Origin of the sequence: Roseivirga thermotolerans (assembly GCF_014653175.1) — a bacterium.
In the GTDB taxonomy this organism is placed as follows: domain Bacteria; phylum Bacteroidota; class Bacteroidia; order Cytophagales; family Cyclobacteriaceae; genus Roseivirga; species Roseivirga thermotolerans.
On sequence record NZ_BNAG01000004.1, the window covers coordinates 423,596 to 444,771 of the forward strand.

At 43.1% G+C, this 21,176-nt stretch carries 22 protein-coding genes; 11 read left to right on the plus strand and 11 right to left on the minus strand.

Annotated elements, in window-relative coordinates; genetic code table 11:
• The first annotated feature begins 55 nt into the window (after positions 1-55).
• Positions 56-1,384, plus strand: a complete 1,329-nt coding sequence (locus IE164_RS15610; protein WP_189631183.1) for a serine hydrolase domain-containing protein — start codon at positions 56-58, stop codon at positions 1,382-1,384.
• A 252-nt stretch (positions 1,385-1,636) separates the two neighbouring features.
• On the opposite strand, the gene IE164_RS15615 is transcribed toward IE164_RS15610, so the two are convergent.
• From IE164_RS15615 to IE164_RS15625, 3 genes are all read right to left on the minus strand, one after another.
• The gene (locus IE164_RS15615) at positions 1,637-1,831 is read right to left on the minus strand and encodes a PLDc N-terminal domain-containing protein (RefSeq protein ID WP_229838725.1); all 195 of its coding nucleotides are present in this window, start codon (positions 1,829-1,831) and stop codon (positions 1,637-1,639) included.
• A gap of 25 nt (positions 1,832-1,856) precedes the next feature.
• Positions 1,857-2,192: a PLD nuclease N-terminal domain-containing protein gene (locus tag IE164_RS15620; RefSeq protein ID WP_229838726.1), complete on the minus strand. Its 336-nt coding sequence runs from the start codon at positions 2,190-2,192 to the stop codon at positions 1,857-1,859.
• Between the two features lie 294 nt (positions 2,193-2,486).
• The gene (locus IE164_RS15625; RefSeq protein WP_189631186.1) at positions 2,487-3,560 is read right to left on the minus strand and encodes an AI-2E family transporter; all 1,074 of its coding nucleotides are present in this window, start codon (positions 3,558-3,560) and stop codon (positions 2,487-2,489) included.
• A 127-nt stretch (positions 3,561-3,687) separates the two neighbouring features.
• Between IE164_RS15625 and IE164_RS15630 the strand changes: the two genes are divergently transcribed.
• The 6 genes from IE164_RS15630 to IE164_RS15655 all read left to right on the plus strand — a co-directional run bounded on the left by IE164_RS15630 (position 3,688) and on the right by IE164_RS15655 (position 10,625).
• Complete coding sequence (locus IE164_RS15630; protein ID WP_189631187.1) at positions 3,688-4,635, plus strand: acetyl-CoA carboxylase carboxyltransferase subunit alpha; 948 nt, start codon at positions 3,688-3,690, stop codon at positions 4,633-4,635.
• Positions 4,636-4,854: 219 nt separating this feature from the next.
• On the plus strand, positions 4,855-5,529 hold the full coding sequence (locus IE164_RS15635) for a DUF6090 family protein (protein WP_189631188.1): 675 nt from the start codon (positions 4,855-4,857) through the stop codon (positions 5,527-5,529).
• The gene (locus tag IE164_RS15640; RefSeq protein WP_189631189.1) at positions 5,526-6,374 is read left to right on the plus strand and encodes an MBL fold metallo-hydrolase; all 849 of its coding nucleotides are present in this window, start codon (positions 5,526-5,528) and stop codon (positions 6,372-6,374) included. The genes IE164_RS15635 and IE164_RS15640 overlap by 4 nt, the downstream gene beginning before the upstream one ends.
• A gap of 3 nt (positions 6,375-6,377) precedes the next feature.
• Positions 6,378-7,175 (plus strand): patatin-like phospholipase family protein, encoded by a 798-nt coding sequence (locus IE164_RS15645; RefSeq protein ID WP_189631190.1) that lies wholly within the window; start codon positions 6,378-6,380, stop codon positions 7,173-7,175.
• 244 nt (positions 7,176-7,419) lie between these two features.
• On the plus strand, positions 7,420-9,771 hold the full coding sequence (locus tag IE164_RS15650; protein ID WP_229838727.1) for a TonB-dependent receptor: 2,352 nt from the start codon (positions 7,420-7,422) through the stop codon (positions 9,769-9,771).
• Positions 9,772-9,773: 2 nt separating this feature from the next.
• The gene (locus tag IE164_RS15655) at positions 9,774-10,625 is read left to right on the plus strand and encodes a DUF4249 domain-containing protein (protein ID WP_189631191.1); all 852 of its coding nucleotides are present in this window, start codon (positions 9,774-9,776) and stop codon (positions 10,623-10,625) included.
• Between the two features lie 108 nt (positions 10,626-10,733).
• Here IE164_RS15655 and tyrS read toward each other — a convergent pair whose 3' ends face one another.
• The 4 genes from tyrS to IE164_RS15675 form a co-directional block, all read right to left on the minus strand.
• Positions 10,734-12,020 carry a tyrosine--tRNA ligase gene (tyrS, locus tag IE164_RS15660; protein ID WP_189631192.1) on the minus strand — a complete coding sequence of 429 codons (1,287 nt, stop codon included), beginning with the start codon at positions 12,018-12,020 and terminating at the stop codon, positions 10,734-10,736.
• A gap of 214 nt (positions 12,021-12,234) precedes the next feature.
• The gene (locus tag IE164_RS15665) at positions 12,235-12,711 is read right to left on the minus strand and encodes a bactofilin family protein (protein WP_189631193.1); all 477 of its coding nucleotides are present in this window, start codon (positions 12,709-12,711) and stop codon (positions 12,235-12,237) included.
• On the minus strand, positions 12,711-13,766 hold the full coding sequence (locus tag IE164_RS15670) for a ParM/StbA family protein (RefSeq protein ID WP_189631194.1): 1,056 nt from the start codon (positions 13,764-13,766) through the stop codon (positions 12,711-12,713). The genes IE164_RS15665 and IE164_RS15670 overlap by 1 nt, the downstream gene beginning before the upstream one ends.
• A 138-nt stretch (positions 13,767-13,904) precedes the next feature.
• Positions 13,905-14,879 (minus strand): TolB family protein, encoded by a 975-nt coding sequence (locus IE164_RS15675; RefSeq protein ID WP_229838728.1) that lies wholly within the window; start codon positions 14,877-14,879, stop codon positions 13,905-13,907.
• Between the two features lie 2 nt (positions 14,880-14,881).
• On the opposite strand from IE164_RS15675, the gene IE164_RS15680 reads away from it, so the two are divergent.
• Positions 14,882-15,934: an oxygenase MpaB family protein gene (locus IE164_RS15680; RefSeq protein WP_189631196.1), complete on the plus strand. Its 1,053-nt coding sequence runs from the start codon at positions 14,882-14,884 to the stop codon at positions 15,932-15,934.
• Between the two features lie 6 nt (positions 15,935-15,940).
• Here the strand turns inward: IE164_RS15680 and IE164_RS15685 are convergent, their stop codons facing one another.
• Entirely contained in the window at positions 15,941-16,531 is a 591-nt protein-coding gene (locus tag IE164_RS15685; RefSeq protein ID WP_229838729.1) for a YdeI/OmpD-associated family protein, read from the minus strand.
• 133 nt (positions 16,532-16,664) lie between these two features.
• Between IE164_RS15685 and IE164_RS15690 the strand changes: the two genes are divergently transcribed.
• The 3 genes from IE164_RS15690 (at position 16,665) to arfB (ending at position 18,319) form a co-directional block, all read left to right on the plus strand.
• On the plus strand, positions 16,665-17,273 hold the full coding sequence (locus IE164_RS15690) for a 2'-5' RNA ligase family protein (RefSeq protein ID WP_189631198.1): 609 nt from the start codon (positions 16,665-16,667) through the stop codon (positions 17,271-17,273).
• A 141-nt stretch (positions 17,274-17,414) separates the two neighbouring features.
• Positions 17,415-17,852 carry a hypothetical protein gene (locus tag IE164_RS15695; protein WP_189631199.1) on the plus strand — a complete coding sequence of 146 codons (438 nt, stop codon included), beginning with the start codon at positions 17,415-17,417 and terminating at the stop codon, positions 17,850-17,852.
• A 47-nt stretch (positions 17,853-17,899) separates the two neighbouring features.
• Positions 17,900-18,319 carry an alternative ribosome rescue aminoacyl-tRNA hydrolase ArfB gene (gene arfB, locus IE164_RS15700; RefSeq protein ID WP_189631200.1) on the plus strand — a complete coding sequence of 140 codons (420 nt, stop codon included), beginning with the start codon at positions 17,900-17,902 and terminating at the stop codon, positions 18,317-18,319.
• 102 nt (positions 18,320-18,421) lie between these two features.
• Here arfB and IE164_RS15705 read toward each other — a convergent pair whose 3' ends face one another.
• Genes IE164_RS15705 through IE164_RS15715 form a run of 3 tightly spaced genes read right to left on the minus strand, consistent with a single transcriptional unit; the run spans position 18,422 to position 21,176 of the window.
• Positions 18,422-19,480 carry a WD40/YVTN/BNR-like repeat-containing protein gene (locus IE164_RS15705; RefSeq protein ID WP_189631201.1) on the minus strand — a complete coding sequence of 353 codons (1,059 nt, stop codon included), beginning with the start codon at positions 19,478-19,480 and terminating at the stop codon, positions 18,422-18,424.
• 19 nt (positions 19,481-19,499) lie between these two features.
• Entirely contained in the window at positions 19,500-19,976 is a 477-nt protein-coding gene (gene moaC / locus IE164_RS15710) for a cyclic pyranopterin monophosphate synthase MoaC (protein WP_189631202.1), read from the minus strand.
• A 3-nt stretch (positions 19,977-19,979) separates the two neighbouring features.
• Positions 19,980-21,176, minus strand: a complete 1,197-nt coding sequence (locus IE164_RS15715; RefSeq protein WP_189631203.1) for a molybdopterin molybdotransferase MoeA — start codon at positions 21,174-21,176, stop codon at positions 19,980-19,982.

A 21,176-nucleotide genomic window follows, 5' to 3' on the forward strand; every position in this document is an offset into this window, starting at 1 on the left:
CCCAAAGTTTTTGCTCTTCGGTCATTTTGCCTTGGTTTGAGGAAACGGAAAACGCATGAAGTATCTTTTAACTTTAAGTCTGGCAATTGCTTTGTTCTTCAATGCTCAGGCCCAACAAAACCTTAAAACGCTCGACTCTGTTTTAACCTTCCTTTCTTCGGAGCAAATGTTTCACGGGCAGGTGTTAATTGCAGAAAACGGAAAGACTATCTTTTCTAAGGCCTATGGTCGGCAGCGCCATGGAGAAGCCTATCTTACCACCACTCCCATCCACATACAGTCGGTGGCCAAGGGCATTACAGCCATCAGCATTTTGCAGCTTAATGCGGAAGGAAAACTCAGCCTGCTGGATCCGATTGCACTATATCATCCTTCCATTCCCTATAAAGGTGTAAACCTGAGACACATACTGAACCATACCAGTGGTATGCCGCGTTTCTTTGAGCTTATATTTAAGGAATGGCCACACGACCGTTTTCTTACGGTCAATGATATGGTTCATCTGGTGGCTCAATACATGCCCGACCCTCAAGGTGCTCCGGGAGCTCATGAAAACTACAACCAAACAGCCTATTTGTTGTTGCCCGGTGTAGTAGAGAAGGTTGCGGGCCAAGAATTCTCCCATTATGTGAAGCAGCACATACTAGAACCATCTGGAATGGAGAATACTCATTTTGTTACTGATGTGCCGGGATATAAGGAGAGAATAGGAGCAGCTCATTTAGACAATTTGTTCGCATTTATGTTGGGTGAAGGCAATATGGTATCTACTGCAGAAGACCTTTTCAAATTCGATCGTGCTTTGGCTCAGGAGAAAATTTTGGAAGCTGCCATTCAGGAGCTGGCCTATACTCCCATGATATTGGCAAGCGGAGAAAAGGGACGATATGGCTTTGGAGGTAGTTTAGTTGGCGACAAACCGGGGAACCGGGTGTTTCAGTACTTGGGGCAAGGGGTAGAGTCACACGTAATTTTTAGCCGCTATATTGATACCGATGACGTACTCATTGTGGTACACGACCGGTCGGTTGAGTATGCCGTTCCGGTATATAAGGCCATCCGAAACATTTGGAAAAAGAGACCATTCGAACTACCCCAACCAAGGGTAGAGCACAAGTTGAGCACCAACCTCATTAATAAATATGTGGGTGACTATGGAGATAATGGATTCATGCACATTACCACAGAAGGAGGTAAGCTATTTATTCAACCCGATGGAAACCCCGGTAAAATGGAAATCGTGCCTTCTTCTGATACAACATTCTATTTCAGAGATCAAGCCGTAGACTGGCAAATATACCTCAATGAGCAAGGCGAGGTCATTGGTTTTGGACCGCTGGGACAAAAAGAGTTTATGATGAAACGATTCCGACAGCAAAACTAGCTGATTACAGGCTCATTGGCCACTGGTCAGTACATGACGGAGGGAACATACTAAGCCATAAAAAGAAGCTTTAAACCCTATAAAAGTCTACAATTTGCTTTACAGCTTTTAAGATAATTCGCATCTTCGCAGCAAAGAACTGAGACCATGTTTATTATTCTAGTAATTGCCTTATTTATAGCCGCTATAGTTGCACCATTTGTATTGCCAAATACCAAAATTAGTTCTCATGAGAAAGACTGGGAAGTATAGTTAATAAGGCATTCTTCGCTGATTCCTTCCTATGATCAAATAGAGTATAGAGCCCAGAATGGGGAGTAGTATTACTACTATTACCCAAATGAGCTTGTTCTGACTTGGTTCAAAATCACTTCTTAAAATATCTACCAAGGCTACCAATACAATAAGGAAGGGAACAAGGTAGAAAACGAGAATTATAAAGAGCATACCCATACGGTGTTAATTTCCTGTGTTAATCCTCTGAGTTGAGGTTAAATGTTCGCTTAGGTTTTTTCTGTCCTTTTCCTACAGCAAAGTAAATAAGCGTCCCAAGGAATGGAGCAAAAATAACTACCAATAGCCATATTAACTTGGTTGTTCCATCTTTGAATTGACTGGTGGCAATATCTATAATAGCCGCCAATGGGAGTATAATTCCGACCAATAAGAAGATGATGACAAAAATTTCTACCCCACCGGGCATTCCAATTCCTAGCAATTCCATGTGTTTTTCTTTCAATATAGAAGCTAGCCGGAAAGTGACCAAGCTAAGCCCGATTATTTCATAAAAATAAATAGGGTTACTCATTTAGATCACCTTTGTCAGACCCAGTATACTAAGCACAAGCTGTGTCCTCACCGCGTTTTTTAAGAACCATTTGTAAAGACACAAATGGAGGCAAGATTTAGAAATACACTTCTTGCCTAAAAATAAAAATAGGGTGAGTTACTTGATTTTGGATGGCATATGATGCTGCCCTTTGCCACTATTGTAGCTTCTCGTATGTGACTTACGAGGGGCTGGGAAGACACAACGTGTGGCGGAAGTTGTGTTGAACTACATAAATAATCCTGAAAAATAGAGCAAAGCAGTTCTATCCAGCTATTCCTCTACCTGGCTTCTTCCCATAAGTTTTACCAGTAAGTCGGCATCGGGGTACTGTGCTAAAATAACGCGTGCCAGTACAATTAGCGGCACTGAAAGAAGCATGCCTGCAACACCCCATATATAACCCCAAACTACCAGTCCGAGAATTACCGTTACTGTATTTAGGGCTACAGAAGACCCCATAACATAAGGTTCAATCACATTGCCCCAGATAAACTGAGTAGCAATTAGCAGAGCAATAAAAAACAAGAAAGAGCCGCTAGAGTCGATCTGAATAAGGCCCAGTAATGCAGGAGGAATGGTAGCCGTTATTGAACCAACAGTAGGGATAAAGTTGAGAAGAAAGGCCAAAAAGCCCCAAAACAAGGCAAAATCGACCCCGAAAAAATAACAAATAGCCCCAAAGAATAGCCCGGTGAAAAAACTGGTAAAGAACTTTACCTTCATGTAGCTTACAATAGAGTTGCGTACCTCTACAAACGAACGGGTAAGCCTTTCTTTCCCCACCACATCATCACCCTCCAGATAGGCAATGTATTTTTCGTACCGCACAATACTGCCAAGCACAGCTACCAAGTAAATCGCACAAAGTATAAAGTTGAAGGTGAAAGCGCCCAGTGAGCTCGCGAGTTCACCCGATGTATTCAACAGAAAATCAGTAGAAAACGCCTCATTTAGCATCTGGATGAACCCACCGGTTTCCAGTTGGCTAACTCCCGGAATAAAATCTAGATTACCAAGTATGTCCTGGAATTTCACTTCAATCTGAGCCAGAAGTTTATCCTTCTCATCAACTATCTGCATGCCCGTATCATACACGATAAGGCCAATTAGAAATATAAAGCCAAGGGTAATAATAGTAATTAAGGTTATGCTCACCGTATATGGCCAGCGTTTGCGCTCCAAAAAGCTGATAATAGGAGTGAGTAGAATGCCAATAAACAAGGCAAAGGCCAGTGGAATGAGCAGTGAGGCCAGTGTTTTGATAATGACTATCCCCAATATTCCGGCAAAAATCAGCAAAACATTTTTTACTACTCTTAGGTCGGCATTGAAAGGGCTGTCCATTAAAAAAAGGTTTGAGATGGTTGAAAGGCCATAAATTAAAGAAAATATTGGAGTGGAGCATTTATGCTAAAAAATTAAGTTCGAAAGCACTTTATATTTAGCTTTGTAGTCGGATCATTTAACAAACATGCTTTTGGAATTTGAACAACCAATAATAGAGCTTGAAGGTAAGTTGGCCGAGATGAAGCAACTGGCCGAGAGCAGCCGAGTGGATGTAACAGAAGACGTGAAATCATTGGAGCGAAAAATTCTCAGGCTCAAGGAAGAGACTTACAAAAACCTAACCCGTTGGCAACGCGTGCAGCTAAGCCGCCATCCGGAAAGGCCCTACACCTTAGATTATTTCTACAACATAACAGATGACTTTGTGGAGCTTCACGGTGACAGAACTGTGAAAGACGACAAAGCCATGGTAGGAGGCTTCGGAACCATTGGCGGCCAAACGGTAATGTTGGTGGGTCAGCAAAAAGGACGTAACACCAAGCAGCGCCAAATGAGAAACTTTGGTATGGCTAATCCGGAAGGCTACAGAAAAGCCTTGCGCCTATTCAAGATGGCCGAAAAGTTCAATAAGCCCATAGTTACGCTTATTGATACTCCCGGTGCCTATCCGGGGCTTGAGGCCGAAGAGAGAGGTCAGGGAGAGGCTATTGCAAGGAACATTAAAGAAATGTTTATGCTCAAGGTGCCTGTAATTTGCATAATTATAGGTGAAGGAGCCTCTGGTGGAGCTCTTGGTATAGCCGTTGGCGATAAGGTGCTTATGCTCGAGAATACCTGGTATTCGGTAATTTCTCCTGAGTCTTGCTCATCTATTCTTTGGAGAAGCTGGGACTACAAGGAGCAGGCAGCAGAAGCTTTGAAGCTAACCGCTACTGACATGCTCGGCTTCGGACTCATTGATGGCATCATTGAAGAACCGCTGGGTGGAGCTCATAGAGACCCGGACTGGATGTATGAAACACTTAAAAATCGGATTCTCAAAGAACTTAAGCCGCTCATGAAGCAGTCGGCTGAGGAGAGAATCAACAATAGAATAGAAAAATTTGCCAACATGGGCGAAGTGGTGGAGTAGTACATACTCTACTTTTTCGTATGGCACTTAGCAGGTAAGCCTGTCTTAGATAAAGAATACAGTAATAGACTCCGGTGGGTTAATTGTTGTAGGTTTTTAAGGCAGGCTCACTTTTTTGGTGGCGTGCGGCAAACTTTCACCCGGCCTGTTTAGTTTATCACTTGCTTTTTCTTTGCTGAAGGGATTGCTTAACTTTCCTCTGATTCCATCAATCGAACTATGGCAAAAACAAAAGCTCAATCTAAACTCAAACCCTACATTTTAGATTTGATTGTTGTAATTGCAGGTATTTCCATTGCCTTTGCACTAGACAACTATTCGGAAAACCGAAAACAGCAGCAAGAGGAAGTACTGTATCTACAAGCTTTGAGAGACGATCTTAAGCAGGACAAAGCCAACCTTAATAGAGTAGTAGACTCATCCAAGGTGCTCATTCAGAATGTATCTGAAACCTTTCAGTTTCTTTTCAGTCGTCAACCCCTGCAAAAATTTCAGATCAAGCACATTACCAGCACCTATACTGCTCCTTATTTTTTTGGTAATACAGGTACCTATAGTGCGCTTATAAACTCCGGAGACCTGCAAATCATTTCATCGTTCGAGCTGCGCAACCAACTTGCCACGCATTATAACGTATCGTATACCGAACTACATCGTATAGACGATTTCATTAAAAACCTGGTAGACAATCATCTGTATCCATATATGCTAAAAAATATTGCCTTTCAGCAGGGAACCAACGGAATTCGAGATACCAAACCACTATTGGAAAACGAGGCCATTAATCTAATGGGCAGTTACTACAATTTTTTGCTGACACGAAATAAAATATACGATCAGGTAATACAACGATGCGATTCACTCATCGCTAACATCAATATTGAACTCAAATGAATTTACACGTAATAAACACCGGTTTTTTTAAACTAGATGGGGGAGCTATGTTTGGTGTGGTGCCCAAAAGCCTTTGGTCGCGCACTAACCCGGCCGATGAGAGAAACCTCTGTACATGGGCCATGCGATGCTTACTTATAGAAGATGGCGACCAGCTGATACTTATTGATAATGGAATCGGAAGTAAGCAGGATGCCCGTTTCTTTAGTCATTATTACCTGCATGGAGAGGCCTCATTAGATGGTTCTCTGAAAAAAGCTGGGTTCGACAGATCGGATGTCACAGACATGTTTCTTACCCATCTGCATTTCGATCATTGTGGGGGCGGAGTAGATTATGTGGGCGATGACAGAGAAAAATTGGAGTTGCATTTTCCTAATGCCAAATACTGGTCCAATCAAGACCATTGGAAATGGGCTACACAACCCAATGCACGCGAAAAGGCCTCTTTTCTGAAAGAAAATATTATACCTATGCAAGAAAGCGGTCACTTGCACTTTGTGCCCCTAAATGGACGGGCCGCTTTTCAGCAGTTTGAGGTACTTACTGTTGATGGTCATACCGATAAACAGATGATTCCGAAAATAAAATATAAGGATCACACCATTGTGTTTATGGCCGATTTACTGCCTTCAGTTGGGCATATACCCTTGCCTTATGTGATGGGTTATGATACACGCCCCCTTTTAACCCTCGATGAAAAAGAGAAATTTTTGAACGAGGCGGCAGACCAAGGCTATATATTATTTCTAGAACATGACCCTATGAATGAATGTTGCACTGTAAAGCATACAGAAAAAGGAGTGAGACTCGATAAAACTTTTTCACTTAAAGAAATACTTTAAACCATGAAGGTAGGATTGGCACTGTCAGGCGGTGGAGCACGAGGTTTTGCTCATCTGGGCGTTTTAAAAGCTTTGGAAGAAGTAGGTATAAAGGTAGATATGATTAGTGGTGCCAGTGCGGGGTCAGTAGCGGCAGCCTTTTACAGCTATGGTTATAAGCCGGAAGAAACACTAAAGATTTTTGAAAACACCAATATCCTCAAGTTGGTATGGCCGGCATTTAGTGTAACGGGGCTGCTCAATATTCAAAAAACTGAGTCGGTATATAGCAAATACCTGAAGGAAGATAGCTTCGAAGCTTCGCAAATCCCTATTTACATTGCCGCAACCAATCTCAATGAAGGGAAGACTGAAATGTTTCATTCAGGGTCGCTAAAGCAAGCAATTATGGCTTCATGCTGTATTCCCTTCATTTTTGATCCGGTAAAAATTGGTGAAGATTACTATGTAGACGGAGGGATATTGAACAACATGCCTACAGAAATACTACAAGAGAAAGGTTGCGACTTTATAATTGGTGTAAATGTGGCACCCCTGGTTAAAGAGCCTAATTTATCGGGGCCTAAGCGCATGATTGAACGAGTAACCGTATTAGCCCTAAGCGCCAATGTTATGTATAGTAGCCGGATTTGCGATGTTTACATTATGCCCCAAGAACTCAGAAAGTATGGTACGTTCGATTTTAAGAAGTCGCGCGAACTCTTCGATATAGGTTATGAGCATGCCCGACAACTTTTAGATTCTCCTGAGAGTGAGAAGCTTCAAAAACTTCTGAGAATAGCCGAGTCGAAGTCGGCCTAATCTTTTCCCGGGTATAAATCACCTTTCACCTGTTCAAGAAGGTAGTGGACACTTTACATTCTTTTGCCGTTTTAGCATGAATCCAATTTTTTTTAGCAAAAACAACCAATACTGGTAAACCTTTTGTGGGTTTGATACGACTACAAAAAAGAAATTCATAGAGTCGTACGTGTGTTTGACTTGCGGCTCGTCTAAGACAATAAACAAAACAATCAAACATCAAAAACTCAATCTAAGAACAGCAATGCGAGTATTTTTTATCGTTGCCTGGGTGTGCCTGTTGGTCAATATGGCACAGGCCCAGGAAAAGTTTACCCTAAACGGGTACATTAGAGACGCGGCCAATGGCGAGGAGCTTATTGGCGTTACCGTGTATGTGAAAGAAACCCAGGCCGGAGTTATTTCCAATGCCTATGGGTTTTACTCTCTCACCCTTCCCAAAGGCACTTATCATGTAAGCTTCACTTTCATAGGCATGAAAACCGTAGAACGGATCATTGAACTCAATGCCGATAAGTCTATGAATATTGAGCTGCAGGAAGAAGTGCTTAACCTGAGCGAAGTAGTAGTGACCGGAGAGCGGGAAGATGAGCACGTAGTGAAAATTCAGATGAGCAAGAATGAACTTAATCTTGCTCAGGTGAAAAAGTTGCCGGCTCTCTTTGGCGAACCCGACATTATTAAAACCATACAAATGCTTCCGGGAGTTATTTCTGCAGGAGAAGGCACCTCCAGTTTTTTTGTGCGTGGAGGGAGTGCCGATCAGAATCTGATTCTTATTGATGAAGCTCCTGTTTATGATCCCTCTCACTTGTTTGGCCTTTTCTCAGTGTTTAATGCCGATGTTATAAAAGACTCTGAATTATATAAGGGAGGAATTCCGGCACAGTTTGGCGGTAGACTTTCTTCCATTTTGGAAGTACGCACCAAAGACGGAAACAATAAGAAGTTTGGAGGAGAGGCTGGTATTGGCCTGCTGGCTAGTAGTCTTATGTTAGAAGGACCTATTAAAAAAGACAAAAGCTCATTTATTGTTTCGGCCAGGCGGTCTTATGTAGATATGTTTTTAAAACTGGCCGATCAGGATAACTTGGTGTATTTCTATGATGTAAATGCCAAAGTCAACTGGCGGGCAAACAATAAGAACCGTTTCTTTCTGGCACTTTATGCCGGCCGTGACGACTTTAATTTTGATGGAGAGTTTGGCTTTGACTGGGGGAATAAAACAGCCACATTTCGTTGGAATCACCTGTATAATGATAAGCTATTTTCCAACACATCGCTCATAGCAAGCAAGTTCGACTATGGCCTTGGGTCATCTACACAAAGCGATGGTTTTCAGTGGGATTCAGACCTTACAGAATATAGCTTTAAACAAGACCAGAACTACTTCTTCAACCCCAGATTGAGTCTGGATTTTGGCTATCATTTGACCTATCGCCAGTTTAACCCGGGAATTATAGAGCCGGGCGAGGGATCCATTTTTAAGTCTACAGCACTACAGAAAGAGTATGCGTTAGACCACGCCTTCTATGCCGGGTTGGAGCATCAGGTTTCTGACAAGCTCACTTTTCAGTATGGAGCAAGGCTTTCTATTTTCCAGAACATAGGAGAGCAAATGGTATATGAGTATGAAGATGTAAACAATAACGTTCAACCTGTGAGAACCGACTCTACTTACTATGGTGACTTTGAGAATATTAAAACTTACATTAATCTGGAGCCGCGATTTTCGGCACGATATATCGTCAATGAGTCAACCAGTATAAAAGCAAGCTACAATAGAATGGTGCAGAATACGCACCTCATAAGTAGTGGCACGGTGCCTCTTCCGTTCAATACATGGGCACCAAGCTCAACTTACCTGCTTCCTCAAAAGGCCGATCAGTTGGCTGTAGGCTATTTCAAAAACCTCAATAATAACCGCTATGAGTTTTCGGTTGAGGCCTATTACAAAGACATACAGAATGTAACCGATTTTGCCGATAATGCGCGGATTTTCTTTAATCAGGACCTGGCCACTGAATTTAGGCAAGGTGCTTCAGAAGCTTACGGACTGGAGCTAATGTTGCAGAAGAGGAAAGGCGACCTTAGCGGGTTTATCTCTTACACATGGTCGAAGGCTACACGCCAGGTGCCCGGAGTAAATCATGGCAACGAGTTTTTTGCCAATCATGACAGACGCAATAGCCTCAATGTAGTGGCTACTTACGACTACAACGACAAATGGACCTTTGGAGGAAACTTTACATACGGTACGGGCAGGCCCATAACCCTACCGGCAGGGTCTTATGAGTATGGCGATGGCTATCTGCCTGATATTATTACCGAAAGGAATGGTTACAGGCTAAGCGATTTTCATCGAATGGATTTAAGTGCTACACTAACACCACGCAAGAATGCCGGAAAGAAGTATGAAACTTCCTGGGTGTTCTCTCTTTACAATGTGTATAGCCGCAAAAATCCATTTTCTGTCTACACTCGGGTTACCATGGACGATGACGGAAATATAACTGGCGATGGCACTCAGAAAGAGGCTCGCCTGATTTACTTGTTCCCTGTACTCCCTTCAATCACCTACAACATTACCTTTTAAGTATGAAATCTTTAAAATTATATATTGGCCTGTTTCTTTTTCTAGTGTTGACCTGGAGCTGTGAAGAAACCATTCCTATAGACTCACTTCAAACAGAAAGTAAAGTGGTTATTGAAGCCCTGGTGACGAACCACGAGGGGCGCAGTTATGTAAAACTTTCCAGAAGCAGGGGCTTTTATGAAACCGGTGCAACCCCGCGAATTACCAATGCCGATGTGCGTGTGACTACCTCTTTGGGTGAAACCATTGTGTTTGTTCATAATCCTACGGCCGACCCTGAGAAAAATGGCTACTACTGGCCAAATGCCAATTTTACAGGCGAGGTTGGTTTGAGCTACACGCTCAATGTAACGGTAAACGGAGAAGTATATACTGCCACCGAAGAATTGCTCCCTGTTACTACCATAGATTCATTAAAGGTAAAAGTGGATGATGAAGAGTTGGAAGACCCTGAGGTTCCGGGAAGAATTTACTCGGTACTTTTCTACGCGAAAGAACCACAAGATAGGGTAGACCACTACCTGTTTAAATTCTATAGAAACGATTCCATTTTGCTAGACTGGCCCACAGACATTTACTTCTCTGACGATGAAGTGTTGGGAGAAACTATCGATGATGTAGAAATTGCAGGCTATTACAGCGAGGGCGATGTGGTGAGGGTAGAAATGTTTAGCCTTACGCGTAAGGCATTTATTTTCTATTCAGATCTCTCTAACCTTCTCAATAATGATGGTGGCATGTTTAGCCCTCCTCCGGCCAACCCACGCAATAATCTTAGCAATGGAGCCCTGGGCTATTTTCAGGTAAGTGCCATGGATTTTGAAGAAATGGTGGTCACTCCTCCCGGTGATTAAAATTTTGTGGGTTTAAACAACAAGAGGTTGTCTCGTTGGCTACTCTTTCTGTGTTTATAGCAGAGAAAGAAGCAGAGCCGGAGACAACCTCTTTGCGTTGGGGGGGTGCTAGGCTACTACCACCAAATAGTAATTTTTCTTACCCTTCTGAACCAGGAAGTATTTGTTCTGCAGTAAGTCAAACTGAGGCCTGGCGTTCATATCTTCAATTTTATTCTTATTGATAGATACTCCTCCGCCTTGCAGCATTCTGCGGGCCTCTCCCTTCGAAGCAAATATTTGGTCCCGGGTAACAGTGCTGAGCAGGTCTATATAGTTTTCAGTGGCTTCTATTTCTGCCTTGGATACTTCCACCTGAGGCACACCCTCAAAAACGGATAGGAGAGTGCTCTCGTTCAAAGAAGCCAGGTCTTCGGTGGTAGACTTTCCAAAAAGGATATTGGAGGCCTTAATGGCCGTCTGAAGATCTTCTTCGGAATGCACTCTACGGGTCACATCTTCGGCTAACGCCTTTTGGAGTGTTCTCCTATGAGGGGCTTCGGCATGTTCCTTCTCCAGGGCTTCAATTTCTTCCTTAGGTAGTAGTGTAAAGACCTTTATAAAGTTGGCCGCATCTTCGTCAGAAGTATTGAGCCAATACTGGTAGAACTTATACGGTGAGGTTTTCTCCGGATCGAGCCATACATTTCCGCCCTCAGACTTTCCGAATTTAGTGCCATCGGCCTTTTTTACCAGGGGAACTGTAATGGCAAAAGCTTCTCCCTGCACCTTTCTGCGAATGAGCTCAGTACCGGTAACAATATTGCCCCATTGGTCAGAGCCACCCATTTGTAGCTTGCAGTTCAGGTTTTGGTATAGGTGCAAGAAGTCATAGCCCTGCACCAGTTGGTAGCTAAACTCTGTAAATGACATGCCACCTTCCAGGCGGTTTTTTACAGAGTCTTTGGCCATCATGTAGTTTACGGTAATGTGTTTTCCGATGTCGCGGATAAACTCCAGAAAGCCAAAATTTTTAAACCAATCGTAATTATTGACTATTTCAGCCGAGTTTTCGCCACAGTCAAAGTTCAGGAACTTTTGAAGCTGTTTTTTCTGCGATTCCAGGTTATGGTTCAGTGCATCGGTATCGAGCAGTGGTCTTTCGGCCGATTTGCCAGAAGGGTCTCCCACAAGTCCGGTAGCCCCCCCCACAAGAGCTATGGGCTTGTGTCCCGCTCTTTGTAAATGAACGAGCAACATCACCGGAACCAAATTACCAATGTGCAATGAATCGGCTGTAGGATCGAAACCCACATATCCGGTAGTCATTTCTTTACTCAGTTGTTCCTCTGTGCCGGGCATAATGTCGTGAATCATGCCTCTCCATTGTAATTCTTCTATCAGATTGTTGCTCATGCTGTAGATTTTTTCGGAGCGCAAATATAGAATTTGAAGGGGGAGCTTGAAAGCTAAAAACAAAGTATATATAAAATCACCGGCTGTAAACAGAGTATCTATTTTTGCCCTTTGCTGAGCCGGCTATGCGCAGATTGAGGTAAACGGTAATAGTATAGCAACCGTCTCTTGAAGAAGGGTGTGAGGGGAGTAGAGAGGCCAATGGGCCTGGCAGTTACCAGGCCACTGTGCCGTAGTTGTCTTTTTGCTCGTTGGGCATTGACGAGCTTCTGTTACGGTTGATGTTGATATCTTTAGACGATCGGGAAGGGGAGCTGGAGCTTAGCTCAGGCATTTCCACCTGTTCACCCACTGTCACTTTGCCGTTCATCTCGGCACCGTTTTCAACCGAAATCTTTTTGGCATATATCTTACCGTAGATTCTGGCGTTTTGAGCCAGGTGTAAGTGCCCATTGGAGAGCACATCGCCATTTACATAGCCTTCTATGGTAATGTCCGAACCACTCAAATTGCCTCCAATCTCGCCATGCGATCCAACAATGATTTTTTCTCCCGAAATCAGATCGCCAGTAACAAATCCATCGACCCTAATGCTGTGTTCGGATTTCATGTTGCCCGATATTACGGAGCCTTCACGAATCTGAGTAATTAAGGTAGATGGATTGTTTGTTGCTTCGGCTTTTCTACTCATTAGTATTCAGCGGGTATTGAAGATTCTGTACTCAAGTTATTTTCATCATACACAGAAATGATAGTGGTGGCATTTCCTATGTCCAGACCCACTGCATTTCCTTTCACCCCTCCGTTCAACTGAGCAGAATTTATGCAATAGCCACGGCTGGCAAGTGTTTGCGGTTCAAAAGCCACTTCCAGATCCAGAATATCTTGAAACTCTTCTTTGAAACATTCAACCAACTGAGGGTAGAGTGCTCCGCCCCCGGCAAGGAACATGCGGTGCGAAACGGTAAAGTCGTTGTCGTTAAAGGCCTTGCGCATGGCCGGAGACACAACGTCTTCGTAGTATTGTCTAATTACTTTGTCTCTGATAGACTTAATGTCGATACGCTTTCTATTCAGGAATATCACACCTTTTTGAAAGGCTACATCAATTTGATGTTCTGTTTTCAACTCCAGGTAGTAGGTTTTAGCCAGCTCTTTTTCTAACAGGTTTACAGCATATCGCAAACCGTAGGTAGAAAGCGATGTTCTCTGTACTATACCGCCTTCAGTGCTCAACAATCCTTCCAGAGTACCATATCCCAGAGACATCACAAAGAAATTGCCGTCTACTTTCTGATTTCCCTTTCTAAGAGCAATGGCGCAGCCAATAACTTCAGGAATTACCTGTACATGATCAATTTCTACCTGCACATTTTTCTTTGAGCCTCCACCGTAAGTAGCTGCATCGTATTCAATCACATGATTGGCGTTGATTTGCTGCGTTGCTTGCTCTTTGTATAGCTGAAAAGTAGAGAAAGGAAATCCTGTGGTTACTGTAAGCGGATTGCCCAACTTTTGATTGGCAATTAATAAACCTGACTTGAGTAGTAGGTTATAATCCAACTCATCGGGGGCACTATTAATGTTTCTGTGTGGAGACACACCCTCGGTGAGGGCAAGGTTACCAATTACGTAACCATCGTTGTTGTGAAATATTTTTAGCCCGTTAATCAGGTCAGGAGATACATTTCTTAGGTCGGTGTTGTTTCCTTCTATAACACTAGGGAAAGTGTAAGTTTTGAACATAGCTACTTATTGAAGTGGTTAGATTGTCGAATTCAAATGAAAAACAATAATACGATTAAATCGTGTTTAACGCGTGATTTGATCCAAAAAACAGCCTGAATTTGTGAAATACTTTTGAGACAAAAAAGCGAAATAATGTTAGTTGTTAATGACAATGGCGAGCTTATCATTCTCCTGGCTAACAGCCATACGCGTAATTCCTTTAGAGGCCATTGCACCCAGGTCGGCTACTTCCTGCCAGTTGGAGTGGTGCTTTGGATTGAAAGCCAGAAGCTTAGTGCCCACACTGGTAATGTAGGTTCCCTGTCCGGTAATGGTCCAGTCAGAGGCATTGGCAGGCTTTTCAATTACCTTAAAAAACTCGTTTTTACTACGCTCTAAGCGGTAAATAATAGTAGACCCGTTTTCTTCTCTTCTTTCAAAGGTAAACTCATTAGTACCCGGAATATGCCTTATGGTACGGCCAACGTTGCTGGTTATAATGTCATCGTCAACTACCGAAGTGTTGGCTAATACCAAGGTGACCGGCCGCCCTAACACAAACATGAGTACATCGCCTTCGTGGTATGCAAAATAGCCGACCGGTTGAATTTTTTCGAACAAAAGCTGCGGTTCGGTTTTTCCATCCATTTGGTAGAGCCACAATCGTTGGCTATTGTCTTCTTCAACCCGTACTACAGCAAACGACTGGTAACCCGGAATAGGATAGGGCGAATATTCACTGTCGGCCGAGTGGGTAAGGTTGGTGCTTTTGTTTTCATAAAGGTCATAAATCATGATGTCGTTCTGACCATCTTCCTGATGGGCTGAATAGAGAATGTAATCGTTATTGAAGAAGGCCGGCTGGTTGTCATAACCGTTTCTGTTGGTAATGTTTCGGCCTTTGCCAAGAGTTATTTTGCCCTTTTTCTCTTTGATTTCATACACGTGAATGTCGGTGCTGGGAGGGGCTGTTTGGCTTCTGGCACCGGTAACCAAGAGCATTAGCACCAGTGTGCCCATTAGCTTTTTCATATATATAGTGGTTAAAGTGGGATCGGAAATTAACGAAATATGGTTTGAATTGAAACGGGCAGAAAGCCAAACCTTTACCGCTACATCAAGTTTGTTCATTTATGGGTAAGTATGAGCATATTTCAAAAGCCAGACTGGAGGAGTATCGTTTGGTGGCCGATGATCCTGCCGATGCGGTAATTGAAGCGTACTTCCCGGACCAAAAGCAAGCCCTTTGGTCTATAATTAATGGTTTGGAAGATAACGGGAGTAACCTGGCTCCTGAAGCATTGCCTTCTTTACAGCATCTGTACGAACAAATGCAACAAGAGGCAAAAGGCTTTTCTGTCTCCCTATTACAACAGGGGCAGGCTTTTTTTAATGCTCATGCTTCAGATATTATGCTGTTGTTAGGCCTGCTGTCTTTGCCCTATTGCTATGCTGCGGCAAATGGAGCAGAGGTGCTGGTTAGGTCTAAACGAATTGTGGAAGAGCCGGAGAGACGTTTGTTCGAAACCGCAGAGTTTGTTTTTGATGTGTCGGCCAAAGGTGCTTTTGGCCCAAAAGGAAAAGCCCTGCCCCAACTATTAAAAGTTAGGTTAATGCATGCAACGGCCAGATGGTATGCAAAACGCTCAGGAAGTTGGTCTGTGAAAGAGTGGGGTGAGCCCATAAATCAGGAAGATATGGCTGGTACTAATCTGGCTTTTTCCCTTATAGTTATTCGAGGATTAAAGAAACTGGCTAAGAAGCCGAGTTCCAAAGCTGCACTGGAATATATTGTTTATTGGAATTGTATTGGCCGCTTGCTGGGGCTTCATGAAGAATTGCTGCCCAAGAGCAATAAAGAAGCCTATTTGCTGGAAAGGAACATTCGGGAGCGTCAGTTTAGGGCCAGTAGTGCCGGGCAGCAGCTAACCTCTTCTTTGTTGAAGTATTTTGAACAGGCTACTTATAATTCACCTATAAAGGGCAAGTCTCAAGCCTTTGTTGCCTTTTTACTGGGGCCGGAAGTTGCTCGTTTGGTTGGAGTAAGCACCAGTCGTTTAGATATAGCTACTTTTCAGCCATATCGTTGGTTTTTTCAACTTCAGGCCGCCTTGAACAGACGATCAGACTCTTATGCTTTAGCTTTAAAGCAATTTAGGAAAGCATCGGCCCTGCTAAAGCCCTAATTGTTGCTATTTGTATTTGTCGTTCAATCCAATGCCCTGCCGAATCATAGGTATTATTTTCTCTAGTCTGGACTGCTTGGTTTCTGCACGTTTGGCCAGAGTAATATATTCCGCAAAGTCGCGCTTTCGGGTAAGGTTCAAAGCCTCAAAGGCTTCCTTTAGTTCAGTATCCTTATGAAGCACCTCTTGCAGCTCTAAAGGAATCTCCAGCGGCTTACCTGCTTTCGGTTTAATTTCTTTTCCGGCTTTTTGATTGGCCACAGCTTCTTTTACATAATCTGTAATTAGGCTGGAGTTGGCTTCAATTTCAGAAAGACTATTGAACCTCCATTGGCGCATGGCCTGAGTTTTACCTTCCTGGGCGTTCACCAGTTTTTGTTCTTTGTCTTTGAGCAAAGCCCCCTGAAAAAACCAGAGTCCTACATAAGACTTAAATGCTCCTAAGCCCACAATGTTTTTTCCTTTGAAAGTGTACACAGGAGCGCCCCACTTAATGGTCTCTTCTAGCGGTTGACTTAATACTAAATCTTTTAGAAGAATGAGTTCGTTCTGCCACTCCGAATGTTTAATAATGTAGTCGCTAACCGTCTTTTGCATTTTCATTTTCCTGTCTTATCCTGTGAAATTGCGCAATACCCCGTCAAAATGCAAGCCTCAGATGTGTGTTAAAAATTTTAGCATAAACTAATTTGTGTAGTTTGATAAGCTAAAATATTTAGTATATTTGAACATGCAAAACGACAGAGATCCCATGCTTTTTAGTAACAGTGCACTCAACGAGTACTTGATCATTGCCTTACCCTATGCTGAGATTAATGGTGAGGTTAAAGAGTTTAAGCGCGATTTCTTTAAACGATACGGTTCTTTCTGTGGGCAAAACTCCTGTGCACACATTCGGCTGATGTCGTTTTTTCAGACTGAGGAGCGAGAGCCCCGGGTCATTGAGTGTGTACAAAATGTGCTTAGAGAGATCAAAGCTTTTGAGGTGTTTTTGAGTGGCTTTGAGTTTGACTCGGTCAGTCGGTCGGTTTACATCGATGTGGTCAATAAACAATCCGTAGCCGATGTCTATCATCAATTGCGCTTGAGTTTGTTCAGGCAATTGGTGTCACTGGCGTTTCTCAATAAGCATTTTGTACCCAAAATGCATATAGGGCAAGATTTGAGCCCGCTTCAGTTTTTGCATGCTGTAGAAGATTATCAGTCCAAAGCTTACTCCAACAATTTTCGGTTAATGCGGCTACACCTACTCAAAAGGCAGGCTCCGTATACGGTATGGGAAAATCTGGCGGCTCTGCCTTTTGCACGATCCGAAAATGAAATGATAGGCTTTTGTTAAGAGATAGACAGGAAGGTTGGTGGTGTTTAGGTGAAAAAGTTAAGACGCAGACGGTGTCTACATCAACCTTCGAACCGCCTCTTTGGCGATGGCCAAAAACATACACAACATGAAAGATTAATGGATTAAAAATGGAAAGCTATGAAGAGCAACGTAAATCTAAAGCTATTGGAGCAAAGTATTAAGCTGGTTTCTAAAGCATCAGAATTAGAGAACAATACCGCCAACGGCAAACTAAGAGGACTTTTGCATGAGGTAAATAAGGTGGCTCTTGGCATTCCTAATATCACACAGCAGGCAGAGCCATGTGCCAATGATAGGCATGGAGTAGAAAAAGACAATCTTCTGGAGACTATTAGAACTATTCGCGAAAAAATTGAAATGTACCCTGAGCGGTCGGAGGCTATTTTTGAGTTCGCTCAACTGCTCGATCAGGAAAACGAAATGGTGTTGAACTATAGGGGTGAAGAGAGGCCGGTAATGAGGCCTGTGAAGCGTACCAGACTAGACCTCAGAAATAGAGAGAGGGTAAGCAGTTCTCTTAAAGTAAATGCCGGTTGGCAAACCAGTTTGTTTTAAATGAATCAATCTCATGAATATTGGGTGAAATATTCAATATTTGAAGGGTGTACAATGCAAAGGAAATAGCGTCCAGAACTTATGATCAGGAACTGGAATTTCAAACATCCAGAAGCAGTGGTCCCGGAGGTCAGAATGTAAACAAACTGGAAACCCGTGTTACTCTTCGTTTTCATGTACAGAACTCAGAATGTCTCTCGGAAGAGGAGAAGGAGCATTTGATAAAGAAGTGGTCAGGTAAGCTAAGCAATGAAGGCTATTACCTTATCAGCTCAGAAAAATTTAGAAGTCAGCATAAGAATAAAGAATGGGTGATTGCCTCCTTTAGGTCTGCTTTGGAGAAGGCTTTTACACTGCCCAAGCCACGAAAGAAATCGAAACCATCGAAAGCTGCTATCAAAGAGCGGCTAGACTCCAAAAAGAAACATGCACAAAAGAAATCGATGAGGAAACCTCCCGAATTTTAAGCTCTAAATAACGCAAGAAAGTGCGAAGTTTTAAGCGTTCGGCAGCTGAGTTTGCTTGTTCTGTTTTGGGACCAACTCAGTTAGAAGAACAAAACTGCTCAATTAGCCGACAAAACTAATGCTTCTGATGGTGCTTAGGTTTTGGTTTATGGTTAACCAGTCATTTCCCTGATTTACAGATAAATATAAGTTTCCATTATTGGTTCCAAAGGCCATGTAATTGCCCTTCTTTGCAAAAGCAGCGCGTAGCACCAAATCGAACGAGGTGTGCTGAGGGAGTCCGTTTGAAGTGCTCTGCCAGGATTTGCCGGCATCTTGGGTATGATAAACCGCCAGTTTGCAGTCGTGTGGATAGCGAAGGTCATCGGATTGAGCGGGAATTACCCAGGCTTTGTTTATATCTGTTTCATCTATAGCTAAAGCAAAACCATAGCTGGCCATGCCATTAGGGTCTGAAACATCTTGCCAGTTATCTCCATTGTCGATTGACCTGAATACGCCACAATGGTTTTGCTGCCAAAGCACTTCGTGATTTTGAGGGTGCCTTAATATGGCATGGGGGTCGTGGCCAATAGGTGCTGAATTATCGGGAAGGTAAAAGGCTTTAAGACCTTTATTGGCGGGGTGCCAGGTGTGGCCTTCATCAGAGCATTTGAACACACCCGCACAACTAATGCCCACGAGTAGTTCTTCGGGTTTGTGGGGATGAAAAACAATAGAATGGAGAAAAGGGTTTTTGCTTCCTTTACCACCACCTTGCCATTCTGGTCTGCTTGGGTGCTGAGAAAGTCCGGTTATTTCTTGAAAGCTTTGGCCGTAGTTATCACTTACAAAAAGGGCAGCCGGTTCGGTGCCTATATAGAGTTTCAGAGCACTGTTAATGTAAGTGGATTGTATAGTCCAGATTGACCTGACTGTGTCATTTTGGTTCAGTTCATGGCGTGGAACAGCCACTTCTTCAAAGCTTTTCCCTTCATTTCCAGATAAATATAGTTTGCTTCCCCAGTGTTTGTGATTTATAGCGACCCACCAGTTACCTTCTTCATCGGTATGAAATGCACCGACCGGCAGACCTACAAAAGCTAAGTCAGTCAATGTCCATTTCCCATCGGTTGGAGCATAAATAATAAGTCCTTTGTCTGTTGCAGCCACTAACTTCATATGCGTTTCTATTTACTGCTTATGGCTTGTTAAAATCGGACTTTCCGCCAGTTTTGTGAATGAGGCGTGTTTCCTTAATGACTATTTCATGAGAGAAGGCTTTGCACATGTCATATACGGTTAGGGCAGCTACTGAAGCTCCTGTCAAGGCTTCCATTTCCACTCCTGTTTTGCCGGTGCATCGTGCCTCACAAGTTATTTCAACTAACAGAGGTGTAGCCAATTGAATTTGAATGTCTACTTTATTGATATTCAATTGATGGCACAAGGGTATAAGCTCATAGGTTCGTTTTGCGGCCTGTATTCCGGCTATAATAGCGGTTTGAAACACAGGGCCCTTGAGGGTTTTAATTTCTCCGTCTTTAATGTGTTCCTTCATCTCTGAAGGTAACTGTATCAGGCTTTTGGCAATGGCTGTGCGCTGGGTATCGTTTTTAAGGCCCACATCAACCATGGCAGGTTGTTGATCTCGTACATGTGAAAAATCCTTTTTCATAAGCTAGTTTCTAATAGGAAGGTAGGGATATGATTCCCCACTTTTAAATTGGTTTTTGTTTTCGGGCAATACCAGAAAACCATCGGCTTGGATCATATTTGCAAAATCGCCTGATCCGTTGCCTTTAAAGGTTGTAGCCCTGACGGTACCGTCTGATTTATGTTCGAGTGAACATTCGATGAAATAAGTTAGCTCAGGAGCGAACTCCAAATCATGCGTGAGTATGGCATGGGGGAGGTTCGCCTGAATTTTAAGGCTGCAGTTTACCCAATGCCTAATGTATACCAGAGCGCAAACAAAGGATGACACCGGGTTGCCGGGAAGAGCAAATACTGTATTGCCCTTGTTGTGAGTGCCAAACCAGAAGGGCTTTCCGGGCCTTTGTTTCACCTTGTGGAAGTGTTTTGTTACTCCTAACTCTTCGAGTACTTCCGGCAGATAGTCGAACTTTCCTCTCGATACTCCACCGGTTAAAACAATTAATTTATAACTTTCTAATATGGATGATATTCGTTTGATCATCAGCTCTTTATCGTCTGCGATGTGAAATTGGTCTACTTCAATTCCTAGATCGTTAAGCAAAGACTGAACTCCATAATTGCTCGATCGTCTTACCTGGTGCTCTTTGGGAACATCTCCAATATCAACCAGTTCATCACCGGTAGTTATAATGGCTGCCTTGGGCATTTTCAATACCTCTAAGGCCCTAAGTCCAACAGCTGCTGCTACAATTAACTCCGGATGACTTATTCTTTTGCCACTGTCCACTACAATTTCACCAGCTTGCTTGTCGCTACCTTTAAAATGAATGTTTTGCCTGGCCTGAACATTATCGGCCTGAATGGTGGCTACTCCATTTTCGATGCTAAGGTCTTCATAGCGAATTACCGTATCCAATCCTTGAGGCATAATTGCCCCTGTCATTATCTGAACACATTTACCGGGAATATGGAGCGTTTGTTTGGGAGTGCCCGCACCAATGGTTTGATGTATGGTAAATGCTCTCTGGCCATTGGCAAAGTCAGTGAAGTTAATGGCAATACCATCCATGGTTACTCTGTCGTAAGGAGGCAAATCCCTATCGGCAAGTATTGGAGAGGCGAGTATTCTTCCTGTAGCCTCATGCAAGGCCACTTTTTCTTTGGCTGGCTCAAAAGGGTACTTAGCAATTGTATCGAGTGCCTGTTGATAGCTGATCAT

Excerpts from the sequence above, each read along its gene's own strand:
- IE164_RS15680 (WP_189631196.1), top strand. The coding sequence starts at position 14,882 with ATGGGTAAGTATGAGCATATTTCAAAAGCCAGACTGGAGGAGTATCGT.
- IE164_RS15675 (WP_229838728.1), bottom strand. The coding sequence starts at position 14,879 with ATGAACAAACTTGATGTAGCGGTAAAGGTTTGGCTTTCTGCCCGTTTC.
- IE164_RS15670 (WP_189631194.1), bottom strand. The coding sequence starts at position 13,766 with ATGTTCAAAACTTACACTTTCCCTAGTGTTATAGAAGGAAACAACACC.
- IE164_RS15665 (WP_189631193.1), bottom strand. The coding sequence starts at position 12,711 with ATGAGTAGAAAAGCCGAAGCAACAAACAATCCATCTACCTTAATTACT.
- IE164_RS15640 (WP_189631189.1), top strand. The coding sequence starts at position 5,526 with ATGAATTTACACGTAATAAACACCGGTTTTTTTAAACTAGATGGGGGA.
- IE164_RS15685 (WP_229838729.1), bottom strand. The coding sequence starts at position 16,531 with ATGCAAAAGACGGTTAGCGACTACATTATTAAACATTCGGAGTGGCAG.
- IE164_RS15655 (WP_189631191.1), top strand. The coding sequence starts at position 9,774 with ATGAAATCTTTAAAATTATATATTGGCCTGTTTCTTTTTCTAGTGTTG.
- IE164_RS15630 (WP_189631187.1), top strand. The coding sequence starts at position 3,688 with ATGCTTTTGGAATTTGAACAACCAATAATAGAGCTTGAAGGTAAGTTG.
- IE164_RS15610 (WP_189631183.1), top strand. The coding sequence starts at position 56 with ATGAAGTATCTTTTAACTTTAAGTCTGGCAATTGCTTTGTTCTTCAAT.
- IE164_RS15620 (WP_229838726.1), bottom strand. The coding sequence starts at position 2,192 with ATGAGTAACCCTATTTATTTTTATGAAATAATCGGGCTTAGCTTGGTC.
- IE164_RS15635 (WP_189631188.1), top strand. The coding sequence starts at position 4,855 with ATGGCAAAAACAAAAGCTCAATCTAAACTCAAACCCTACATTTTAGAT.
- IE164_RS15645 (WP_189631190.1), top strand. The coding sequence starts at position 6,378 with ATGAAGGTAGGATTGGCACTGTCAGGCGGTGGAGCACGAGGTTTTGCT.
- IE164_RS15705 (WP_189631201.1), bottom strand. The coding sequence starts at position 19,480 with ATGAAGTTAGTGGCTGCAACAGACAAAGGACTTATTATTTATGCTCCA.
- IE164_RS15695 (WP_189631199.1), top strand. The coding sequence starts at position 17,415 with ATGAAGAGCAACGTAAATCTAAAGCTATTGGAGCAAAGTATTAAGCTG.
- IE164_RS15650 (WP_229838727.1), top strand. The coding sequence starts at position 7,420 with ATGCGAGTATTTTTTATCGTTGCCTGGGTGTGCCTGTTGGTCAATATG.
- IE164_RS15690 (WP_189631198.1), top strand. The coding sequence starts at position 16,665 with ATGCAAAACGACAGAGATCCCATGCTTTTTAGTAACAGTGCACTCAAC.
- tyrS (WP_189631192.1), bottom strand. The coding sequence starts at position 12,020 with ATGAGCAACAATCTGATAGAAGAATTACAATGGAGAGGCATGATTCAC.
- IE164_RS15615 (WP_229838725.1), bottom strand. The coding sequence starts at position 1,831 with ATGCTCTTTATAATTCTCGTTTTCTACCTTGTTCCCTTCCTTATTGTA.
- moaC (WP_189631202.1), bottom strand. The coding sequence starts at position 19,976 with ATGAAAAAGGATTTTTCACATGTACGAGATCAACAACCTGCCATGGTT.
- IE164_RS15625 (WP_189631186.1), bottom strand. The coding sequence starts at position 3,560 with ATGGACAGCCCTTTCAATGCCGACCTAAGAGTAGTAAAAAATGTTTTG.
- IE164_RS15715 (WP_189631203.1), bottom strand. The coding sequence starts at position 21,176 with ATGATCAGCTATCAACAGGCACTCGATACAATTGCTAAGTACCCTTTT.